The organism is Amycolatopsis sp. NPDC051373, from assembly GCF_040689465.1.
In the GTDB taxonomy this organism is placed as follows: domain Bacteria; phylum Actinomycetota; class Actinomycetes; order Mycobacteriales; family Pseudonocardiaceae; genus Amycolatopsis.
Map to the genome: position 1 here is coordinate 209562 of NZ_JBFBAE010000004.1, position 19444 is coordinate 229005.

At 71.7% G+C, this 19444-nt stretch carries 19 protein-coding genes; 9 read left to right on the forward strand and 10 right to left on the reverse strand.

Annotated features, from left to right (window positions below):
* Positions 1–329: 329 nt before the first annotated feature.
* On the reverse strand, positions 330–596 hold the full coding sequence (locus AB0383_RS09390) for a DUF4235 domain-containing protein (RefSeq protein WP_364178295.1): 267 nt from the start codon (positions 594–596) through the stop codon (positions 330–332).
* Between the two features lie 195 nt (positions 597–791).
* On the opposite strand from AB0383_RS09390, the gene AB0383_RS09395 reads away from it, so the two are divergent.
* Positions 792–1184 (forward strand): STAS domain-containing protein, encoded by a 393-nt coding sequence (locus tag AB0383_RS09395; protein WP_366186274.1) that lies wholly within the window; start codon positions 792–794, stop codon positions 1182–1184.
* Between the two features lie 56 nt (positions 1185–1240).
* Here the strand turns inward: AB0383_RS09395 and AB0383_RS09400 are convergent, their stop codons facing one another.
* Both AB0383_RS09400 and AB0383_RS09405 read right to left on the reverse strand, forming a co-directional pair.
* Positions 1241–2581, reverse strand: a complete 1341-nt coding sequence (locus AB0383_RS09400) for an NtaA/DmoA family FMN-dependent monooxygenase (RefSeq protein WP_366186276.1) — start codon at positions 2579–2581, stop codon at positions 1241–1243.
* An 11-nt stretch (positions 2582–2592) separates the two neighbouring features.
* The gene (locus tag AB0383_RS09405; protein WP_366186278.1) at positions 2593–3714 is read right to left on the reverse strand and encodes an LLM class flavin-dependent oxidoreductase; all 1122 of its coding nucleotides are present in this window, start codon (positions 3712–3714) and stop codon (positions 2593–2595) included.
* Positions 3715–3877: 163 nt separating this feature from the next.
* Here AB0383_RS09405 and AB0383_RS09410 point away from each other — a divergent pair, with 163 nt between their 5' ends.
* Positions 3878–4276, forward strand: coding sequence for a DUF302 domain-containing protein (locus AB0383_RS09410; protein WP_366186280.1), 399 nt, complete (start codon positions 3878–3880; stop codon positions 4274–4276).
* A gap of 401 nt (positions 4277–4677) precedes the next feature.
* Here the strand turns inward: AB0383_RS09410 and AB0383_RS09415 are convergent, their stop codons facing one another.
* Positions 4678–6927 carry an FUSC family protein gene (locus AB0383_RS09415; protein WP_366186282.1) on the reverse strand — a complete coding sequence of 750 codons (2250 nt, stop codon included), beginning with the start codon at positions 6925–6927 and terminating at the stop codon, positions 4678–4680.
* Between the two features lie 147 nt (positions 6928–7074).
* Here AB0383_RS09415 and AB0383_RS09420 point away from each other — a divergent pair, with 147 nt between their 5' ends.
* A complete protein-coding gene (locus tag AB0383_RS09420) occupies positions 7075–8097 on the forward strand; it encodes an alpha/beta hydrolase-fold protein (protein WP_366186284.1) in 1023 nt (340 codons plus the stop codon).
* 3 nt (positions 8098–8100) lie between these two features.
* Here the strand turns inward: AB0383_RS09420 and AB0383_RS09425 are convergent, their stop codons facing one another.
* Entirely contained in the window at positions 8101–8871 is a 771-nt protein-coding gene (locus tag AB0383_RS09425) for a nitroreductase/quinone reductase family protein (protein ID WP_366186286.1), read from the reverse strand.
* 10 nt (positions 8872–8881) lie between these two features.
* Complete coding sequence (locus AB0383_RS09430; protein ID WP_364178273.1) at positions 8882–9796, reverse strand: helix-turn-helix domain-containing protein; 915 nt, start codon at positions 9794–9796, stop codon at positions 8882–8884.
* Positions 9797–9966: 170 nt separating this feature from the next.
* Between AB0383_RS09430 and AB0383_RS09435 the strand changes: the two genes are divergently transcribed.
* Positions 9967–11163 (forward strand): MFS transporter, encoded by a 1197-nt coding sequence (locus AB0383_RS09435; protein ID WP_366186289.1) that lies wholly within the window; start codon positions 9967–9969, stop codon positions 11161–11163.
* A 21-nt stretch (positions 11164–11184) separates the two neighbouring features.
* Here AB0383_RS09435 and AB0383_RS09440 read toward each other — a convergent pair whose 3' ends face one another.
* From AB0383_RS09440 to AB0383_RS09450, 3 genes are read right to left on the reverse strand one after another with little or no spacing between them, the layout of a single operon-like run.
* On the reverse strand, positions 11185–12243 hold the full coding sequence (locus AB0383_RS09440; protein ID WP_364178267.1) for a 4-oxalomesaconate tautomerase: 1059 nt from the start codon (positions 12241–12243) through the stop codon (positions 11185–11187).
* Positions 12240–12944 (reverse strand): 4-carboxy-4-hydroxy-2-oxoadipate aldolase/oxaloacetate decarboxylase, encoded by a 705-nt coding sequence (locus AB0383_RS09445; protein ID WP_364178264.1) that lies wholly within the window; start codon positions 12942–12944, stop codon positions 12240–12242. Before AB0383_RS09445 ends, AB0383_RS09440 begins: the two co-directional genes overlap by 4 nt.
* Before the next feature lie 17 nt (positions 12945–12961).
* Positions 12962–13615, reverse strand: a complete 654-nt coding sequence (locus AB0383_RS09450; RefSeq protein ID WP_364178261.1) for a GntR family transcriptional regulator — start codon at positions 13613–13615, stop codon at positions 12962–12964.
* Positions 13616–13775: 160 nt separating this feature from the next.
* Between AB0383_RS09450 and AB0383_RS09455 the strand changes: the two genes are divergently transcribed.
* The 4 genes from AB0383_RS09455 to AB0383_RS09470 are packed head-to-tail and all read left to right on the forward strand — an operon-like array spanning position 13776 to position 17924.
* Positions 13776–15137 carry an MFS transporter gene (locus tag AB0383_RS09455; RefSeq protein WP_366186292.1) on the forward strand — a complete coding sequence of 454 codons (1362 nt, stop codon included), beginning with the start codon at positions 13776–13778 and terminating at the stop codon, positions 15135–15137.
* Positions 15134–16027 carry a DUF1932 domain-containing protein gene (locus tag AB0383_RS09460; RefSeq protein WP_366186294.1) on the forward strand — a complete coding sequence of 298 codons (894 nt, stop codon included), beginning with the start codon at positions 15134–15136 and terminating at the stop codon, positions 16025–16027. The genes AB0383_RS09455 and AB0383_RS09460 overlap by 4 nt, the downstream gene beginning before the upstream one ends.
* Positions 16024–17040 carry an amidohydrolase family protein gene (locus AB0383_RS09465; protein WP_364178253.1) on the forward strand — a complete coding sequence of 339 codons (1017 nt, stop codon included), beginning with the start codon at positions 16024–16026 and terminating at the stop codon, positions 17038–17040. Before AB0383_RS09460 ends, AB0383_RS09465 begins: the two co-directional genes overlap by 4 nt.
* Positions 17037–17924: an amidohydrolase family protein gene (locus AB0383_RS09470; RefSeq protein WP_366186297.1), complete on the forward strand. Its 888-nt coding sequence runs from the start codon at positions 17037–17039 to the stop codon at positions 17922–17924. The genes AB0383_RS09465 and AB0383_RS09470 overlap by 4 nt, the downstream gene beginning before the upstream one ends.
* 111 nt (positions 17925–18035) lie before the next feature.
* Here AB0383_RS09470 and AB0383_RS09475 read toward each other — a convergent pair whose 3' ends face one another.
* Positions 18036–18911, reverse strand: coding sequence for a substrate-binding domain-containing protein (locus tag AB0383_RS09475; protein ID WP_366186299.1), 876 nt, complete (start codon positions 18909–18911; stop codon positions 18036–18038).
* Here AB0383_RS09475 and AB0383_RS09480 point away from each other — a divergent pair.
* Positions 18910–19431: a DUF3459 domain-containing protein gene (locus tag AB0383_RS09480; RefSeq protein ID WP_366186301.1), complete on the forward strand. Its 522-nt coding sequence runs from the start codon at positions 18910–18912 to the stop codon at positions 19429–19431. The two genes, AB0383_RS09475 and AB0383_RS09480, sit on opposite strands and share 2 nt — an antisense overlap.
* The last annotated feature ends 13 nt before the right edge of the window (positions 19432–19444 follow it).

The window sequence follows — 19444 nt, forward strand, 5'->3', positions numbered from 1 at the left end:
GGGCCGACGGGAGTCCGATGTGGACATTCGGGAACGGATCGTGCGGCGTGTCGGTGAACCGCGTTCACGCCGAGCGCCGCGCCGACCTCGAACCGGTGACCGGCGAAGCGCGGGGGCGCCGGCGTCGGACAGCGCTGGGGGTCGGGCCGGTCAGTCGCCGCCGCGGAGGTTCTCCCTCCCGCGGCGGGACCGGCCATGCTCGTCCTCCAGCGGCGTTTCGCCTTCGGCCCGCCGCGAAGGTGGCGGACGGTTGCCGCTCGAGTCCTCGTCCGCGGCCAAGTGGTCGGGTTCTGGGGTGGGTCGTTCGTCGTCCACGGTCGCTCCCGGGGTCAGTCGTCGCCGGGCCACTCGCCGCTGGCCTTCTCGTAGCCGACGGCGCCGGCGCGTTCGGCGGCGGCCTTCACCGCGCCGAAGATCGCGCCCTGCACCGCCGCGGCGATGAGGATCTCCTGCCAGCCGCGGTGCTTGTCCGTCGCGATCGGGGCGTCGTCCTCGCCGGCGATCCGCTGCCACAGCAGCTTGAAGACCTGGCCGGCGACCAGACCGCCAAGCGCGCTGACGGCGAAGTTCAACGGTTTGTACAGCGTCTTTTTCATGCCGGCCGGGTACCCCGGCGCGAGCGAGGCTCAACCTCGGCCGCCGCCCTGGCCCGGTCGTGACCGGCGTAGGCTCCGGTGACCGCGGTTCAACAAGAAGCCGTCTGCCGTCGTCCCGGCCTGTGCCGAGGACTCCGGAGACCGGCCGGGCCCGCGCACCTGGCGTCTCCGCCGATGTGTGGAGGGAGGCCTGCCGTGGCGGAACCCCTCCCGGACGTCCCCGCGAACCCGCCGGTCGTCGTCGTGTTCACCACCGCCGAGGACACGACCGTGGTGGTCCGAGGCGACGTCGACGCGACGATCGCCGGCCGGCTCGCCGAGCAGCTTGCCGTGGAGCTCGAGCTGCGGCCCCAAGTGCTGCTCATCGACCTGCGTGAGGTCACGTTCTGCTCGTCCGACGGCATCAGCACCCTCGTCCGGGCCCACGAGGCCGCCCGCGCCGCCGCGGTGCCCTACGCGATCGTCACCGGCCGGCTCGCGGTGCTGCGTCCCCTGCGGATGCTCGGGCTCGACCGCGTGCTGCAGGTTCACCACGACTTGTCCGACGCGAAGGCGTGGCTGGGGATCGTGTCGCGGCTGCGCTCCTGACACCGGCCGCGTCCGGGCGCGCGAGGTCGCGGCCCGCAGGGGCGGCACCTGCGGCATCAGGGCTGCGAGAGCCCCAGGTGGTCTCGCAGCGTCGTCCCGGAGTACTCCGTCCGGAACACCCCGCGGTCCTGCAGCAGCGGCACCACCGTGTCCGCGAACTCGTCGAGCCCGCCCGGCGTCACGTGGGGCACGAGGATGAACCCGTCGGCGGCGTCGTTCTGCACGAGGTCGTTGATGGCGGTCGCGACGGTCGTCGGGGAGCCGATGAACGTCTGGCGCCCCGTGACCTCGATGACGACCTCCCGCGCGGTCAGGTTCTTGGCCTCCGCGAGCTGGCGCCACTGCTTCGCCGTGGCCAGCGGGTCCCGGTACATCCGCACGCTGGCGCGGCCCTTCGAGATCAGGTCCTCGCCGACGACCGGGTCGAAGTCGGGCAGCGGGCCGTTCGGGTCGTGCTCGGACAGGTCGGTGTTCCAGAGCTGTTCGAGGAACTTGATCGCCGTCTGCTCGCTGACCTGCTGCAGCCGCACCACGTGGGCCTTCTCGTGGGCGTCGGCGTCGGTGTCGCCGAGCACGAAGGTCGCGGCGGGCATGATCACGAGCTGGTCGGGCGTGCGGCCGTACTTCGCGAGGCGGCCCTTCACGTCGTGGTAGAACGGCCGGCCGGTCTCGAGCGCGCCGTAGCGGCTGAAGATGGCATCGGCCGTGGCGGCGGCGAACTCGCGGCCCTCGTCGGAGTCGCCGGCCTGGATGGTGACGGGCCGGCCTTGCGGGCCACGCGGCACGGGGAAGCGGCCGTCGATGGTGAAGTGCTGGTCGTGGTGGGAGAACGCGCCGGCGTGGGCGTCGGACAGGAAGCGGCCGCTCGCCTTGTCCGCGAGGACCTCGTCGCCGCGCCAGGAGTCGAACAGCTCCCAGGCCGTGCGCAGGAACGTCTCGGCGCGCGAGTACCGCTGGTCCTGCGGCAGGAAGCCGCCGCGGCGGAAGTTCTCGCCGGTGAAGGCGTCCCACGACGTCACGACGTTCCAGGCCGCGCGCCCGGCCGAGAGGTGATCCAGCGACGCGAACTGGCGCGCCACCTCGAACGGCTCGTTGAACGTCGAGTTGATCGTGCCCGCGAGCCCCAGCCGCTCGGTGACGGCGGCCAGCGCCGAGAGGACCGTGAACGTGTCGGGGCGCCCGACGACGTCGAGGTCGTAGATCAGGCCGTTCTGCTCGCGCAGCCGCAGGCCTTCGGCGAGGAAGAAGAAGTCGAATTTGGCGCGCTCGGCCGTCTGCGCGAGCTTCACGAACGAGCTGAACTCGATGTGGCTGCCCGCCTCCGGGTCGCTCCACACGGTGGTGTTGTTGACGCCCGGGAAGTGCGCCGCGAGGTGGATCTGCTTCGGCTCGGTCATCGGGTCCCTCCTCAGGCGGCGTAGCGGTTCGCGGGGCGGGGCAGGCCGAGCAGCCCCCGCAGCGTGGCGGCTTCGTAGTCGTGGCGGAAGGCGCCGCGCCCGCGCAGCTCGGGCACGAGTCCGCGCGTGATCGCAGTGAGGTCGTCGGGCAGCGCGCCCGGCCGCAGCCGGAACCCGGTCAGGCCGGCGGCGTGCCAGTCGAGCAGCAGGTCGGCGAGCTCGGCGGGCGTGCCGGTGAAGACGTGCGCGTCGGAGGTGTACTCGGCGCCGGCGAGGTCGTCGAGGCGCGCTTTGCGGTCGGCGGCGGCGCCCGGCTTGTCGTCGAGGAACACCACGAGGTCGGCGAACACGCGCAGGCGCTCGTCCACGGCGGCGCGGATTTTCGCGACGTCCGCCCGGTCTTGCGGTGTCACGTACACGAGGTCAGCGGCGTTGTCGGCCAGCCGATAGGCACGGTCGTTGTGCGCCAAGGCGGCGACGGGCGGCTGGCCCTGCGGCGGCCGCGGCGTGATCGACGGGCCCTTCACCGAGAACCAGCGGCCCTCGAAGTCGATGTAGTGCAGTTTCTCGCGGTCGACGAACCGGCCGGTGGCGATGTCGCGGATCTCCGCATCGTCCTCCCAGCTGTCCCAGAGCCGGCGCAGCACCTCGACGTAGTCCGCGGCCTCGTCGAACAGGTCCGCGGCGTCGGCCGGTTCGCGGCGGCCGAAGTTGCGGTACTCCTCCTCGTGGCGTGACACCTGCACGCGTACGCCCGCGCGGCCGCCGCTGACGTAGTCGAGCGTCGCGATGGCCTTCGACAGGTGGAACGGCTCCGTGTGGGTGACCACGGCCGTCGGCACCAGGCCGATGCGCGAGGTCACCGGCGCGACGCGCGAGGCGATCAGCACCGCGTCGAGCCGTCCCTGGACGACGTCGGTGCGGTCCTCGAACGGGCCCTGGGCGTCGGTGCGCAGGGACAGGAAGTCCTCGAAGGTGACGAAATCCAGCTTCGCCGCTTCGGCCTCCTGCACCAGACCGGTCCAGTACCCGGCCGTGAGCAGCTCGGCCGGCCGTGCCGCCGGCTCCCGCCACGCCGCCGGGTGCCAGCCGGCCCCCTCCAGGGCGACGGCGAGCAAGGGTCCACCTGCCATGTGCGCGTCCTTTCCGCTCGGCCTGCCTTCGCAGTGTGCGCCGGGACCCGCGGGTGCGGCAGCCGGAACCAGCCATTGGGAAAGCCGCGCTTTTCCCGCCCGATCGGGAATAACGCGGGGGAGTAGCGTCCACGCGGGAACCCGGCGTGGACGAGGAGTGGTGATGGCGGGAGAAGGCCTGGTGACGGTCGCGAGCAGCCGGCCGGTGGGGGAGACCGTGGATCGGCTCGTGGAGCTGGCCGAGAACGCGGGGCTGATCGTGTTCGCGCGCATCGACCACGCCGCCAACGCGGTCGCCGCGGGCCTCGAGCTGCGGCCCATGCAGCTGCTCGTGTTCGGGCACGGCCGCGGCGGCACCCCGCTACTCGCCGACGGCCCCACGAGCGGCCTCGACCTGCCGCTGAAGGCGCTCGCCTGGGAAGACGACCAGGGCGCCGTCCACGTCACCTACAACGACGCCACGTGGCTCGCCGAGCGCCACTACCTGGGCGAGGCCAGCGCCGCCGCGGTGGGGGCGCTGGGCAAGGGGCTCGCGACGCTGGTGGGGAAGGCGACGGAGTAGCGCTCCTCAGCTCAGTCGCGACGAGCTCAGGGGGGCCTGGTGCGAAGGCACTTGGCAGGCGGGCAGGGCACTTGCCACAGGCATCGCTCTGCCCGCCTTCGCGTCGGCGGCGCTCCTCAACTCGGCGATGACGAGAGCGGCCCGACGCGCGCACGCTCGGCGCGAAGGCTCTTGGGCGGCGCGGCATGGCACTTGTCAGTGGCGCAGTGCAATGCCCGCCATCGAGGCAGCGGCGCTTCTCGGCACTGCCTTGGCACCTGTCGCTGTGAAGGTGGCTTCACGGCGCCCGACGCGCTTGCCACTGGCGCAGTGCGCTGCCCTGCCAATCGGGGCAGCGGCGCTCTCGGTACCGGCTTCACGCTTCTGGACGCGAAGGCGACTTCGCGTCCAGAAGCTGCTCCTCAGCTCGTCAACGACGAATGCCGCGCTGCCGCCGTCACCGGGCCGACCAGCGTGGGCTGCAGGCGGCGGGCCGCGTCGAGGTGGTCGGCGGTCCAGATCATCTTCACGGCGGCCGCGGTGCCCTGGTGGTCGTCGCCGGAGAGGTCGCGGTGGACGGCCGTCAGGAGGCGCGCGTCGGCGGCCGGGTCGCGGGACTTCAGCGGCGGGACGATGCCGGACCCGGTGAGGGCGTCGGCGGTGGCTTCGTACCAGCGGGCCAGTTCGTCGCTCGCCGCGAGGACCTCCGCCCGCGCGGCGGTGCGGTCGCCGACGGCGCCGCCGGTCTCGCGGCGCCACAGGTCCAGCACGGCCTCCGCGGTCAGGCGGAGCACCGCGACGGCCGTGATCATCGCCGCGACGTCGGCCAGGGGCACGTGTTTGGGGCCGCGCTCGGTGAGGAAGACACGGAACGTGTCGTCCAGGCGGCGGGCCGCGGCGGCGGCTCGGCGGTTCTCGTCGCCGGGCTCGATGGTGGCGGGGACGAGCTCATCGCAGCGGCTCACGCCGTACTCGACGGCGCCGCGCAGGTAGCGGGCGCTTTCAGCGAGCCCGTCCGCCACGGCGCGCCGCAGCTCGGCGGCGGCGCCGCGCGGCCAGAACACGATCCCCACCACGAGGCTCACGGCGCACCCGATCGCCACGTCCTCCACCCGCACCAGCCCGATCTGCAGCCCGGCGGGCTGGATGAGCGAGAACAGCAGCAACAGCACGACGGTGAACCCGGCTTGCCCGGCGGCGAACGAGATCACGGCGGGCGCGAGCCCGGTGAACACCACCGCGATCGGCAGCAGCGCCCAAAAAACCGTCGTGTCGTGGCCGAGCAGCAGGATCAGCACGCTGCCGACCACGATCCCCGCGACCGTGCCGAGCAGCGCCCGCACCGCGCTCTGCCCGGTGCTCAGCGCGTTGGACCGCAGCACCGCCATCGTGCCGAACGCGACCCAGAACGAGTGCTCCACCCCGGTCAGATCCGCGATCAGCACGGCGGCCCCGAGCGCGATGCCGCCGCGCACGCTGTTGTGCAGCGTCACCGAGGTCCACGCGACGTGCGCGCCCGTCCGTTCCTGCACCGACGACAGCGCCGAACCGGCGCCGTCCGGCCGCCGCCCGATCAGGTGCTCCCACCAGGTCCGCCGCCGTGCCGCCACGGTCAGCTCGATGTTCCGGGCGATCTCGGAGATCGCGAAGCTCATCTCCTGCGCGCGGAAGCTCGGTTCGAGCGACGTCACGAACTCCGCCGTGTCCGGATCCGGCAGCGCCGACGTCGCGGTCGCTTCCATCTTCCCGCGGGCCTCCCGCAGCCGCGCGAGCTCGACCGCCAGGTCGTCGGGCGCCGAAGCCACCGCCTTCAGCAGCCCCGCGCCGTGGTCGAGCAGCACGGCGGCGGCCAGCTTGACCTCCGACACCGCAGCCGTCGTGGCGCCGTGACCTTCGGCGACGGGCATCCGCGCCAGGATCTCCTCGAGCCACACGACCTCGTCGATCAGCCGCACGAGCGTGCGCGTCGAGGTCGTCAGCCCCGTCGGCCGATACGGCGTCCCGAAGAACGAGTCCCGCAGCGCGGCGACGGCGGCACTCGACTCCGCGACGACGTCGTCGACCTGCGCCACCAGGTTCGGCAGGAACCCGCAGCGCACGCACTCGACCTCGGTCCGCAGCCGCTGCGCCAGCAACGCGCACGCACGGGCCGTCGCGATCCGCAGCGGGTTGCGTACCGGCGAGGGCCACAGCACGGCGATGGCGGCCATCGACACGACCCCCGCCATGCCCCACCCGAGCAGCCGGTCGGGCAGCGTGGCGAGCGAGCCGGGCAGCGTCGCGGGCAGGATGAAGGACACGAGCAGGGACGTCGTCGCACTCGCGATCACGGAACTCACCACGGCGGCGAACAGCACCACGAACGCCACCACCACGGTGGTCACCGCCGCGAGCCAGACGATCCGCGATACGAGCGTGCCCAGCGAGATGAGCACACCGCCGGCGAGCACGAGCGCGCCCTGCGCGAACACCCGGTCGCGGATCGGCCCGCCGAAGTCCACGAACAGCAGCAGCGCCACCGAGCCGACGGACGCGAACAGGCCTATCAGCGCGCTGCCCAGCACCAGGTTCCCGACCGCGAACAGCGACGGCAGGATGATCGCGGCGCGGCCAGTGCGGCGCAGCGCCGAGAGGTTGTTGTCCCGGCTTCGCAGCCACCCGAGAACCGTCATGGCCCGCCGTGCCTCCCACCGTCGAGGGGGCACCACGCCCGGACGCGAGCATGGTCGGGCAAAACCGCGTGTGTCAAGAACCCGGAACGGGCCCGAATCCACTGTGGAACGCCGCCACTCACCGCGCGGACCTGGTTGACTGTCCCCATGCTGCCCTGGGATGCCCCGCTCGCCGGCCGGCTCGACCGCCACACGATCACCTCGGAGCTGCTGCGGGACAACCCGCTCGGCGACCCGCACGAGCGGCCTCTGTGGGTGTACGTCCCGCCGGGCTACGAAGGCTCCGCGGCGCGCTACCCGGTGATCTACGTGATCCAGGGCTACACCGGCCAGGTCACGATGTGGGCCAACCGCACCGCGTTCCGTCAGCCGTACCTCGAAACGGCCGACGCGGTGTTCGCCGACGGCGCGCCGCCCTGCGTCGTGGTCTACGTCGACGCCTGGACCTCCTACGGCGGCTCGCAGTTCGTCGATTCACCCGGCACCGGGCGCTACCACTCGTACCTGTGCGACGAGATCGTGCCGTGGGTCGACGCGCACTACCGCACCATCCCCGCGCGCGAGTCACGCGCGATCACCGGCAAGTCCTCCGGCGGCTTCGGCGCGATGATCACGCCGATGCTGCGCCCCGACCTGTTCGGCGCGCTCGCCACGCACGCCGGAGACACGCTCTACGAGCTCAGTTACGTGCCCGAGTTCGGCAAGGCCGTGCGCGTGCTGCGCGAGTACGACCACGACATCTTCCGCTGGTGGGACGACTTCCAATCACGTCCGGCGTTCACCAAACCGGGTGACGAGTCGCTGCTCGTGGCCCTCGGCGTCGCCGCGTGCTTCTCCGCGCGGGAGGACGGCACGCCCGAGCTGCCCTTCGACGCGGTGACCGGTGTGCTCAAACCGGACGTCTGGGACCGCTGGCTCGCGTGGGACCCGGTCCGCATGGCGCCCGTCCACGCCGAGACGCTGCGCTCCCTGGACTCGGTCTGGATCGACGCCGGCACCCGCGACGAGTGGTTCCTCGACCTCGGCGCCGCCGCGTTCCGCGACGAGCTCCTCAAGGCCGGCCTGCCCGAGGACCGCCTGCACTTCGAGCTCTTCGACGCCGGCCACGGCGGCATCGACTACCGCTACCCGCCGGCCCTCGAATGGCTCGCCGAACGGCTGGCCCGCTAGCGCTCACTCCAGGTCGACGCGCACCGTCAGCAGGTTGTTGCCCAAGGCCCGCACCCCGACGCTGTTCAAGCGCGGCAACGACTTCAGCCGCGCCACGGCGTCGTCCTCAGGCAGGACATGGGCGGTCCCGAGGTGCCAGCGCCCGCGCAGCCGGACGCGGACGCGCGGGTCGGCCTGCAGGTTGCGGACGTACTGCGAGCGGGTGCCGAACTCCGACACGAGCCAGAACTCGTCGCCGGTGCGCCGGCCGCCGACGGGTGTGCGGCGCTGGAGACCCGACGCGCGGCCCGTGGTCTCCAGCAGGACCTGGCCGGGCAGCCGCGACAGCACTGGGTTGCCGACGCGGCGCTGGAACGTCGTCACCAGCCGGTGCCACCCGCTGCCGCGCTGGGCGGCTTCGCGCAGCCGCCACGGGATGACCACCGCGTGGATCGGCGCCGCGAGGGCCCACAACGCGCGGGCCGGCGCACGGTCGAACCGCACGGTGGTGGTCCAGCGCACCCGAGAGCCGACGTCGACGGTGTTGCGCGTGGTCAGCAGGCTCGACGGTGCTTCGAGCACCACGCTGCCGGGCTCGGAGCTCACGACCGTCCAGCCGAGCACGCGGCCCGGCCCGGGCCGGGTCCGCAGGCCGAGGCACCGCCAGCCCACGCGCAGGAAGGCCCGCAGTGGCGCCGGTGCGTCTTCCCAGACGGCTCGCGCCCACTGCTCGGCGGTGCGCTCGTCGCCGGCGGGCCGGGCGATGTCCACTGTGGACGTGTAGGCGGAGGTCACGCGGTCCACGCTAGTGCTTCGAAGCCTCCGACGCGCGAGCGTGATCGACCGCGGCGGCCGCGTCCGGGCCCCAGCTCACCAGCAGCCGCAACGCTTCCTGCGACTTCGAACCGGGCTCGGTATGGTACACCGACAACGCCTGATCCGGCTCCCCGGGCAGGGTGAACGTCTCGTAGTGCAACGTCAGCTCACCCGCGAGCGGGTGCGTCAACCGCATCGTCGCGTGCGTCTTGCGCTTCACGTCGTGCGCGGCCCACATCGTGCGGAATTCCTCGCTCTTCACCGACAGTTCCCCGACCAGCTCGGTGAGCAGCGGGTCGTTCGGGTGCTGCCCGGCGTCGAGCCGCAGCTGACCGACGACGTCGGCCGCCTTGGTGCGCCAGTCCGCGTACAGGCTGTGCGCGGCCGGATCGAGGAAGACGATGCGAGCCCAGTTGCGGTCTTCCGGCGCCCGCGCGGCCCAGTCGCCGAACAGCGCCGACGCCGTTCTGTTCCAGGCGAGCACGTCGGTGCGGCGGCCCCACACGTACGCGGGCACGCTCTCGATCGCGTCGAGCATCGTCTGCAGCGCGGGCCGCACCTGCTGCCGTTGCCGCGGCACCGGCCGTTTGCGCTGCTGCGGCTTGGCCAAGTGCAGCAGGTGCGCGTGTTCGGTCTCTGACAGGTTCAGCGCGGTGGAGATCGCATTCAGCACTTCGAGCGAGACGTTGCGGCCGTTGCCCTGCTCCAGCCGTGTGTAGTACGCGACGGAAACCCCGGCCAGCTGCGCCAGCTCCTCACGCCGCAACCCCGGCACGCGCCGGCGCCGGCCGTACCCGGGCAGGCCCACATCAGCCGGCTTCAGGCGGGCTCGCCGCGAGCGCAGGAACTCGCTCAACTCCGCGCGCGGATCCAGCGCCTGCTCGGTGCGGGGGTGCGTGGCCATGTCCCTCAGTATCGCGCCCGAACCACGAAATCGCTGCTCCTGAGCCTGTCCCTGCCAGTAGTAGGCACGCGGGACGTACGCGAAACGGGCACCTGGGTAACCCTTCACGCCCGGCGCACAGTGAACCGTGCCCGCCGAGCGGCCCGGCACCAGGGAGAGGGATCAGTGAGATGACCGAAACCACCACAGCTTCGCCCGCCACCGCGCGCGGCCGGGACCGGCTTCCGGGCAAGGCCCTCTTCGGCCTCTTCCTCGCCGGGTTCATCGGCATCCTCACCGAGTGCCTGCCCGCCGGCCTGCTGCCGGAAATCAGCCGGACCCTGCACACGAGCGTCGCGGCCACCGGCCAGATCGTCACGATCTACGCCGCCGCCACCGCGCTCGCCGCGATCCCGCTCTCGCGCCTGACCGCGAAGTGGTCGCGCAAGACCGTGTTGCAGGTCGCGCTGGGCACCGTCGCGATCACCAACGCGCTCACCGCGTTGTCCACCGACTACACCCTCACGATGGTGATCCGGTTCGTCGCCGGCCTCGGCACCGCGCTGGTCTGGACGCAGCTCGCCGGGTACGCCGCGCGCCTGTCGCCGCCGAGCGTGCAGGGCCGTGCCATCGCCATCGCGCTGGCGGGCACGCCGATCTCGCTGGCCCTCGGTGTGCCGGTGGGCACGTGGCTGAGCACCTTCGGCGGCTGGCAGACGGCGTTCTGGGTCTCGGCGGTGCTGAGCCTGCTGAACATGCTCTGGTTCGTGGTGAACCTGGCGAACTTCCCCGGCCAAGCGGGCCACGAACGCTTCACGCTCCGCCAGGTCCTCGCGATGCCCGGGCTGCGCACGATCCTGTTCGCGCTCACCACGTACATGGTGGCGCACAACATCCTCTACACCTACGTGACCGACTTCCTGCGGTTCGCGGGCATGGAGAGCCAGGCCGGGTGGGTGTTGTTCGCCTTCGGTGTCACGTCGGTGCTGAGCGTGGTCGTGGTCGGCGCGCATATCGACCACCACCCGCGCAAGCTGATCGTCGCGAGCACACTGCTGTTCGCGGTGAGCGTGCTGGTCCTGGCGGTGCTCGCGGGTGTGCCCGCGCTCGTCTACCTCGCCGCCGCGGCGTGGGGCCTGGCGTTCGGCAGCTCGCCCAGCCTGTTCATCGGCGGCGCGATCACCGCGACGGCCGAAGCCGCCGACGTCGCGCAGTCGATCGTGATCTCGTTCTTCTCCGGCTCGATCGCCCTCGGTGGACTCGTCGGCGGGCTGCTGATCGCGAGCCTGGGCACGGCGTCGATCACGTGGGCTTCATTGGTGCTGCTGGTCTTCGCGGCGGTCGCGGTGATCGGCGGCCGCAAGCACGCGTTCCCCAGGGGCGCCTGAGCGGCACCCCCGGGGAAGGCGTCAGCGCGGGAAAACCGTGCCGTCGAACAGCTTCCGGGCCGTGCGCACGACCCCGCTGCGGCGCACCCGCGGCGGGGTCTCGCCCGGGTCCACCTCCACCTCGACCTGCAGGTGGCCGGTCGGGTGCTCGACGTCGATGCGCGAGGTGCCGGGCAGCTTCGCCAGTTCGTGCCCGACGGCACCGTCCAGCAGGAGCGCCGTGGCCACGCTGACGGCCCCGAGCACCCCGATCGACGTGTGCGGTTCGAGCGGGATGAACGTGCGGGTGCAGATCGTGCCGCCGTCGACGGGCGGCGCGACGAGCGTGGTCTTCGGGACCGAGCTGTCGCGCACGTCGCCGAGGCCCATCAGCTCGGCCGCCCGCAACCGCAGCGACTGGATCCGCGCCCGAAGCGCGGTGTCGGCCTTGAGCTGCTCAGGCGTTTCGTAGCCGGTGAGCCCGAAGTCGGCGGCCCGTGCGACGACCACGGGCATGCCGTTGTCCACACAGGTCACCGGCACACCGTCCACAGTGTCCACGAGGTGCCCGGTCGGGAGCAGGCCGTGGCCCGTCGACCCGGCGGTATCGGCGAAGTCGAGCACCACCGGCGCCGCGGTACCGGGCACGCCGGAGATCGCCGTGTCACCCGCGTACTCGACGACCCCGCCGGGAGTGGGGAAGCGGGCGACGGCGGTGCTGTCCGAGTTGACCATGCGGATCCGCACGGTCGTCTCGCTGTCGCCGGCCGGCACGAGGCCGCGTTCCACCGCGAACGGGCCGACGCCCGCGAGCAGGTTGCCGCAGTTCTGCCGGTCGGTCACCGTCGCCTCGGCCACGCCGAGCTGCAGGAACAGGTAGTCGACGTCCGCGCCGGGCGTCGTGCTCGGCGACACCACGGCCACCTTGCTGGTGAGCGGGTGGGCGCCGCCGATGCCGTCGATCTGGCGCGGGTCGGGGCTGCCCATGATGCGCAGCAGCAGGTCGTCGCGCTCCGCTGCGTCGGCGGGCAGGTCCTCGGCGCGGAAGTATGCGCCCTTCGACGTGCCGCCGCGCATCAGCAGGCAGGGGACGCCCGTCACGCCTGCTCCTTCTCATACTCCTCGGCGGTCAGGTAGCGCACGCCGAGCGACTCGAGCTTCTCGCGCAGGTTGTAGCGGTCGAGCCCCAGCTCACCGCCGGCCAGCGCGGTCCGCGTCGCTTCTTCCTTGGCGAGCCGGGCCTTCGACGCGGCGATGCCCCGGTCGACGTCGCGCTGCGGCACGCACATCACACCGTCGTCGTCGGCCAGGATCACGTCGCCCGGGCGGATCGTCTGCCCGCCGACGGTCACCGGCACGTTCACCGAACCGGCCGTCGCCTTCACAGTGCCCTGCGCGCTGATCGCCCGCGACCACACCGGGAAGCCCATTTCCTTGAGCTCCGCGACGTCGCGCACCCCCGCGTCGATCACGAGCCCGCGCACGCCGCGGGACACGAGCGAGGTGGCCAGCAGCTCGCCGAACATGCCGTCGGTGGACGGGGAAGTGGTGGTGACGACGAGGATGTCACCCGGCCGGCACTGCTCCACGGCCGCGTGGATCATCATGTTGTCACCCGGCCAGCACAGCGCTGTCACGGCCGAGCCGCCGATGCGCGAACCGCGGTGCAGCGGCCGGTGCTCCACGCCGAGGTAACCCGTGCGCCCCAGTGCTTCGTGCACCGTGGCGACGCCGAAGCCGGCCAGCTCGTCGATCTTCTCGCCGGGCGCCCGGGGGACGTCGGTCACCACCACTGTGTTCATTCAGCCTGCTCCATCGCTCAGTTGTCGGTCTCGCGCAGCGCGGTGATCACGCTGCGCAGGTGCGCTCGGGCCGCTTGCTCGGCGGCGTCCGGGTCGCGGCGGGCGATCGCGTCGATGATCGCCAGGTGCTCGGGCAGCGACACGTGCGGCCGGCCCGCGCGCATGGCGAGCCGGAACTGGTGGCGGACGATCTGGCCGTGGAGCCGCTCCAGCAGCTCCGCCGCCACGGACTGGCCCGCGATCTCCCGCACCGTGCGGTGCAGCTCGCGGTTGAGCTCCGAGTACTTCATCGACTCGCCGTCGTCGACGGCCGACTGGAGCCGCACCGCCAGCTCACGCAGCGAGTCGATCTCGTCGTCGGTCGCCTTCTCCGCCGCCTTGGCCGCGCACAGGCCCTCGAGCACCATGCGGCACTCGGTGATGGCCACGGCCTCCTCGACCGACACCACCCGCACCCGGGCCCCACGGTGCGGGATGCGCTCCACCAGGCCTTCCGCGGTCAGGTCGATCAAGGCCGCGCGCATGCTCGCGCGCGTGACGCCGAAGGTCTCGGCCAGCTCGGCCTCCACCAGCCGCTGCCCCGGGACGACGTCGCCTGCCAGCAGGGCGGCCCGCAGCGCGTCGAGCGCGGCGTGCTTGCCGGCCTCCCCTTCCTTCGGCGTGGTGGTCATCCCGGCTCCTCTCCTCGATGGTGACGCTAAGCATCCCATACGAGATTGTCAACAAGTTCGTAGACGACTCTTGTGACGATCCGGGTCCCCGGGTTAGGTTCCCCGGCAGACCCAGCCGGCCGCGAGGATGCGTCCGGGACGACAGGAGATGATCTCGACGATGACCGGACCGGCCACGTCACCGCCCGCCGCCAGAGGGGCCAAGACTTCGACCCGCAACGCCGTGATCGGCGCTTCCTTCGGTTTTTTCGTCGACATGTTCGACGTCTACCTGCCGGTGGTCGCGCTCACTCCGGCGATGAACTACTTCCTCCCGCCCGCGGTCTCCCCGGGGAGCCGGGCCGTGATCACGTCGCTGATCTTCGTGGCCACCCTCATCGGCCGGCCGCTCGGTTCGCTCATCTTCGGCCGCCTGGCCGACAAGGTCGGGCGCCGCCGCGTGACGCTGTGGTCGATCACCGGCTGCGGCATCTGCACGCTGCTCATCGCGCTGCTGCCCGGCTACCACGCCGTGGGCCTGCTCGGTGTCGTGCTGATGGTGGTGCTGCGGCTGATCGACGGCGTGTTCCTCGGCGGCGAGTACACCGGCGCCACGCCGCTCGCCATGGAGGCGGCGCCCACCGGCAAGCGCGGCTGGTACGGCGGGCTCGTGGGCATGGGCTTCCCGATCTCGTACTGCGCGATCTCGCTGGTGACGTTCATCATGCTGCGCATCGCGCCCTCGGGCGGCACGAACTCGGCCTACTCGCAGTGGGGCTGGCGGGTGCCGTTCCTCGTGGGAGCCTTGCTGTGCGTGGTGTTCTGCGTGTACTTCTCGCGCACGGTCGAGGAGTCCGAGACGTGGAAGTCGGCGAAGAAGTCGCGCACGCCGATCCGCGACGTGCTCGTGGGATCCTCGCGCAAGCAGTTCCTCCAGGTCTTCGTGATCATGAGCGGCATCTGGTTCGCGTCCAACCTCGCCTCCGGCCTGCTGCCGAGCGCTCTGCAGTACCAGGCACACGTGTCCGCGACGCAGGTGACGGCGGCGCTGGTGATCGTGCAGGCGATCCACTCCGTGCTGTTCCCGTTCCTCGGGCTGCTGTCGGAGAAGATCGGCCGACGCAAGTTCCTCGCGTGGTCCGGCATCGGCATCGGCGTGGTCTGCGCCGGCGCGTTCGCGACGATCAGCCTCGGCTGGTACTCCGGGTTCGGCGCGGTGCTGCTGCTCACGCTCGTGATCCGGCTCTCGGGCGGCAGCACGTTCGCCGTCACGCCGTCGTACCTGTGTGAGCGGTTCCCTCCGGCCGTGCGCGGCAGCGGGTTCGGTCTCGGCTACAGCATGCCGCTGATCCTGACCTCGTTCTACGCCTACTACCAGGGCTGGCTGGAGCACATCATGCCGTCGGGCTTCACGGCCGCGGCGCTGCTGGTGCTCGGTGGCGCGCTCGTGTTCGTCGGCTCGCTGATCGGCCCGGAGACCAAGGACGTCGACCTCGGTGTCGCGGCCGCGGGCCAGCCGCAGCCGAAGGCGGTGACAGCGTGACGACGATCGCGTTGCTGGGCCTCGGTGAGGTGGGTTCCGTGCTGGCGGAAGACCTCACCGGGGTGGAGCTCGCGGCGTGGGACGTGGCGCTGGCGGATCCGGCGAGCGCCGCAGCGCGCAACGCCGAACGGTTCGGGCTGGTGTCCGCTGTGGACGCGCACGACGCCGTGCGCGAAGCCGATCTGGTGATCAGCGCCGTGACCGCGGCCAACGACCTCACCGCGGCCCAGTCGATCGCCGGCGGGCTGCCCGCCGGCTGCTGGTTCCTCGACCTCAACTCCGCGGCACCCGGCCAGAAGCAGGCCTCGGCCGAGGTGATCGAGAAGGCCGGCGGCCGCTACGTCGAGGCCGCCGTGATGTCGCCGATCAACCCCAAGCGGCTCGCGGCCCCGACGCTGCTCGGCGGCCCGCACGCGGCGGAGTTCGCGGAGTTCGCGCGCCCGCTCGGCTTCACCGGGCTGGAGGTCTACGCCGACGTGGTCGGCCGGGCCGCGGCCACCAAGCTCTGCCGCTCCGTGGTGATCAAGGGCGTCGAAGCCCTGCTCACCGAGTCGCTGCTCGCCGCGCGCGAGTGGGGCGTGGAGGGACGCGTCCTCGGGTCGCTGTCGAACCTGCTGCCCAGCGACGACTGGGAAAGCCTCGCCGCGTACATGATCTCCCGCTCGCTGGAGCACGGCGTCCGCCGGGCAGAGGAGCTGCGGGAAGCCGCGGTGACCGTGGCCGAGACGGGCGTCGAGCCCGTGATGGCGAAGGCGATCGCGCGCCGCCAGGACTGGGCGGCGGCCCACCGGCCCGCGGACCTCGGCGAGCTGGAGTCTCGACTGCTGCCGCTGCTCGACGCGGTCCGCACGCGAATGTCCGAAGAAGACCCGAAAGGCGACACCGAGTGATCATCGACTGTCACGGCCACTACACGACCGTGCCCGCGGCCCACACGAGCTGGCGGGACGCGCAGCGCGCCGCGTTCGACGCGGGCACCGCCGCCCCGGCGTACCCGGAGATCGGCGACGACGAGCTGCGCGAATCGGTGCAGGGCCAGCTCGGGCTGATGGCCGACCGCGGCGTGGACCTCACGGTGTTCTCGCCGCGCGCGTCGGCGATGGGCCACCACATCGGTGACGAGGCCGTGAGCACCGAGTGGGCGCGGGTGTGCAACGACCTCGTCCACCGCGTGACCACGCTCTACCCCGAAAAATTTGTCGGCGTCTGCCAGCTGCCGCAGTCACCGGGCGTGCCGGTGGAGCACTCCGTGGCCGAGCTGCGCCGCTGCGTGGAGGAGCTCGGGTTCGTGGGCTGCAACCTCAACCCCGACCCGAGCGGCGGGCACTGGACGGCGCCGCCGCTCACGGACAAGAGCTGGTACCCGTTCTACGAAGCCATGGTGGAGCTCGACGTGCCGGCCATGGTGCACGTGTCGGCCTCGGACAACCCGAGCTTCCACGCCACGGGCGCGCACTACCTCAACGCCGACACCACGGCGTTCATGCAGTTCCTGCAGTCGGACCTGTTCACCGACTTCCCGGCACTGCGCTTCGTGATCCCGCACGGCGGCGGAGCGGTGCCCTACCACTGGGGTCGCTACCGCGGGCTCGCCGACATGCTCGGCCGCCCGGAGCCCGACGAGGGGGTGCTGCCGAACGTCTTCTTCGACACGTGCGTGTACCACCAGCCGGGCATCAACCTGCTCTTCGACGTGATCAACGTGGACAACGTGCTGTTCGGCTCGGAGATGGTCGGGGCCGTGCGGGGCATCGACTCGCGCACCGGGCACCACTTCGACGACACCCGCCGCTACGTCGACGCGCTCGGGCTGTCCGATGAGGACAAGACGAAGGTGTACGAGGGCAACGTGCGCCGCGTCTACCCGCGCCTGGACCAGGCGCTGAAGGCGAGGGGCGTGTGAGCGCGTTCACGGCCGACCCCGGCTGGCTCTCCTACGACCCCGAACCGTCGAAGCCGGCCTTCGTGCTCCCGCCGGGCACCGTCGATGTGCACACGCACGTGTTCGGCCCGGGCGACAAGTTTCCGTACGCACCGGAACGCAAGTACACGCCGACCGACGCCGGCAAGGAGCAGCTGTTCGCCCTGCGCGATTTCCTGGGCATCGAGCGCCAGGTGATCGTGCAGGCGACCTGCCACGGCGCCGACAACAGCGCTCTGGTCGACGCGCTCGACGCGGCGGGCGAGCGCTCACGCGGCATCGCGACGATCCGCGGCACCGAGTCCGACGAGGAGCTCGCCCGGCTGCACGCGGCCGGCGTGCGCGGTATCCGGCTGAACTTCGTCCGCCGGCTCGTGGACCCGAAACCCGACGCGTACTACCACGACCTGGTCGCGCGGATCGCGCCGCTGGGCTGGCACATCGTGATCTACTTCGAGGCCGCGGACCTCGCCGAGAAGTGGGACCTGTTCACCTCGCTGCCGACCACGGTCCTGGTGGACCACATGGGCCGCCCGGACGTGACGAAACCCGTCGACGGCCCGGAGTTCGGCCGCTTCCGCACGCTGCTGCGCGAGCACGCGAACTTCCACGTGAAGGTCACCGGCCCGGAACGCCTCACGGTGGCCGGCCCGCCGTATGACGACGTGGTGCCCTTCGGCCGCGCGCTAGTGGAAGAGTTCCCGGACCGCGTCCTGTGGGGCACGGACTGGCCGCACCCCAACATGAAGAGCCACATGCCCGACGACGGCACGCTGGTCGACTTCGTGCCCCGCATCGCGCCGAGCGCCGAAGCGCGGCAGAAGCTGTTGGTGGAGAACGCGATGCGGCTCTACTGGGCTGAGTGAACGCGAGCCGACCGAGCCGGGGAACCGGGCCGTCCGAAGTGGACGGCCCGGCTCAGCCCAGCCGTTCGGCGACACGCGGGGGAGCGGTGTCGCTGTCGCCGGGGGAGATCGTCATCGGCCAGACCTCCTGCACCGGGTCCTTCGCCGACGCGACGCGGGCGAGCACGATCTCGCCGAGCCGCGCCCGTACGCCTCCAGTGAGACCGCGAACGTGGTCAGCGACGGCATGAGGTAGTCGCACACCGGGTTCTTGCGGAACCCCACCACGGCCAGGTCCGTGCCCGGCCGCACACCGGCCTCGGCGAAGCGGCGGTAGAGCCCGAGCGCGAGTGTCTCCTGCGCCAGCATCAGCGCCGTCGGCGCCGGCGTCATCGCCGGCAGGCGTTCGGCGAGCAGCCCGCCGCCCTCGGGCGTGTCGGGCAGGCGTATCTCGGCGGCGGGCTCGAACCCGTGCGAGGCCAGCGCCTGCCGGCAGCCGCGGGCGTACTCCCAGGTGCTGTTGACGTCTCCGTCGTCGTAGGCCAGCGCGATCCGCATGCGCCCTGCGGCCACGAGCCGCTCCACCGTCTCCGCCGCGACGCCCTCGAAGTCCAGGTCGAGCCACGCGTGGCCCTCGGGTCCGCTGCGGCCGAGCGCCACGAACGGCCCGCCCCGCTCGGTGAGCAGCTCCACCCGCCGGTCGACGCGGTGGGTGTTGGAGATGACGTACGCGTCGGCGATGTGCCGGTCGACGGCGTTGACCAGGTACCGGTAGGGGTCCTTGGCCGGCCCGACCGGCAGCAGCACCAGGTCCATCGAGCGTTTTGCGAGCTCCTGCTGCAGGCCGTCGCAGACGCTGAAGTAGAACGTCTCGCCCATCGCGGTGCGCGCGGTGTCGGTCTGCATCACGAGCGCGACCGTGCCGGTCGCGCCGCGGCGCAGCGTGCGGCCGGACTGGTTCGGCTGGTAGCCGAGGCGCTCCGTGGCCGAGCGGACGCGCTCGCGCATGGCCGACATCCAGTCCCGCAACCACTACTTCGAGGCGACGGGTCCGTTGGGTCAGTCTCCCGCTGCGGTTCTAGCGGCCCTTCGCTCGCGCTCCCGCGACAACGCCCGCACCCCGATGCAGTGGGACGCCTCGTCAGAGGCCGGCTTCACTTCGGGTACGCCTTGGCTTCGGGTGAACCCGAACCACGTGACGATCAACGTCGAGTCCCAAGTGGACGATCCGGCTTCGGTGTTTTCGCACTACCGCCGGTTGATAGCTTTGCGCTACTCGGAGCCGCTGGTGGTCTCGGGCCGGTACTCGCTGCTGGAACCTCATTACCCCACGTTGTTCGCCTTCACCCGGGTGGACGGTGACCACGGGTTGCTGGTGCCGGCCAACTGGTCGGGTTCACCGCTCGACGTGCCTTCGTCCGCTGTGGATGGTTGGTCCGACGCGTCGCTGCTCATGGGCAACTACCCGGGCCCCGCTTCGGTGGGGGCGCGGCTACGGCCTTGGGAAGCCGTCGTCTTCCGCCGCTGACGCCGCACTACGG

Excerpts from the sequence above, each read along its gene's own strand:
- AB0383_RS09415 (WP_366186282.1), bottom strand. The coding sequence starts at position 6,927 with ATGACGGTTCTCGGGTGGCTGCGAAGCCGGGACAACAACCTCTCGGCG.
- AB0383_RS09435 (WP_366186289.1), top strand. The coding sequence starts at position 9,967 with ATGACCGAAACCACCACAGCTTCGCCCGCCACCGCGCGCGGCCGGGAC.
- AB0383_RS09420 (WP_366186284.1), top strand. The coding sequence starts at position 7,075 with ATGCTGCCCTGGGATGCCCCGCTCGCCGGCCGGCTCGACCGCCACACG.
- AB0383_RS09410 (WP_366186280.1), top strand. The coding sequence starts at position 3,878 with ATGGCGGGAGAAGGCCTGGTGACGGTCGCGAGCAGCCGGCCGGTGGGG.
- AB0383_RS09445 (WP_364178264.1), bottom strand. The coding sequence starts at position 12,944 with ATGAACACAGTGGTGGTGACCGACGTCCCCCGGGCGCCCGGCGAGAAG.
- AB0383_RS09390 (WP_364178295.1), bottom strand. The coding sequence starts at position 596 with ATGAAAAAGACGCTGTACAAACCGTTGAACTTCGCCGTCAGCGCGCTT.
- AB0383_RS09480 (WP_366186301.1), top strand. The coding sequence starts at position 18,910 with ATGGCCGACATCCAGTCCCGCAACCACTACTTCGAGGCGACGGGTCCG.
- AB0383_RS09430 (WP_364178273.1), bottom strand. The coding sequence starts at position 9,796 with ATGGCCACGCACCCCCGCACCGAGCAGGCGCTGGATCCGCGCGCGGAG.
- AB0383_RS09455 (WP_366186292.1), top strand. The coding sequence starts at position 13,776 with ATGACCGGACCGGCCACGTCACCGCCCGCCGCCAGAGGGGCCAAGACT.
- AB0383_RS09450 (WP_364178261.1), bottom strand. The coding sequence starts at position 13,615 with ATGACCACCACGCCGAAGGAAGGGGAGGCCGGCAAGCACGCCGCGCTC.
- AB0383_RS09405 (WP_366186278.1), bottom strand. The coding sequence starts at position 3,714 with ATGGCAGGTGGACCCTTGCTCGCCGTCGCCCTGGAGGGGGCCGGCTGG.
- AB0383_RS09400 (WP_366186276.1), bottom strand. The coding sequence starts at position 2,581 with ATGACCGAGCCGAAGCAGATCCACCTCGCGGCGCACTTCCCGGGCGTC.
- AB0383_RS09475 (WP_366186299.1), bottom strand. The coding sequence starts at position 18,911 with ATGCGCGAGCGCGTCCGCTCGGCCACGGAGCGCCTCGGCTACCAGCCG.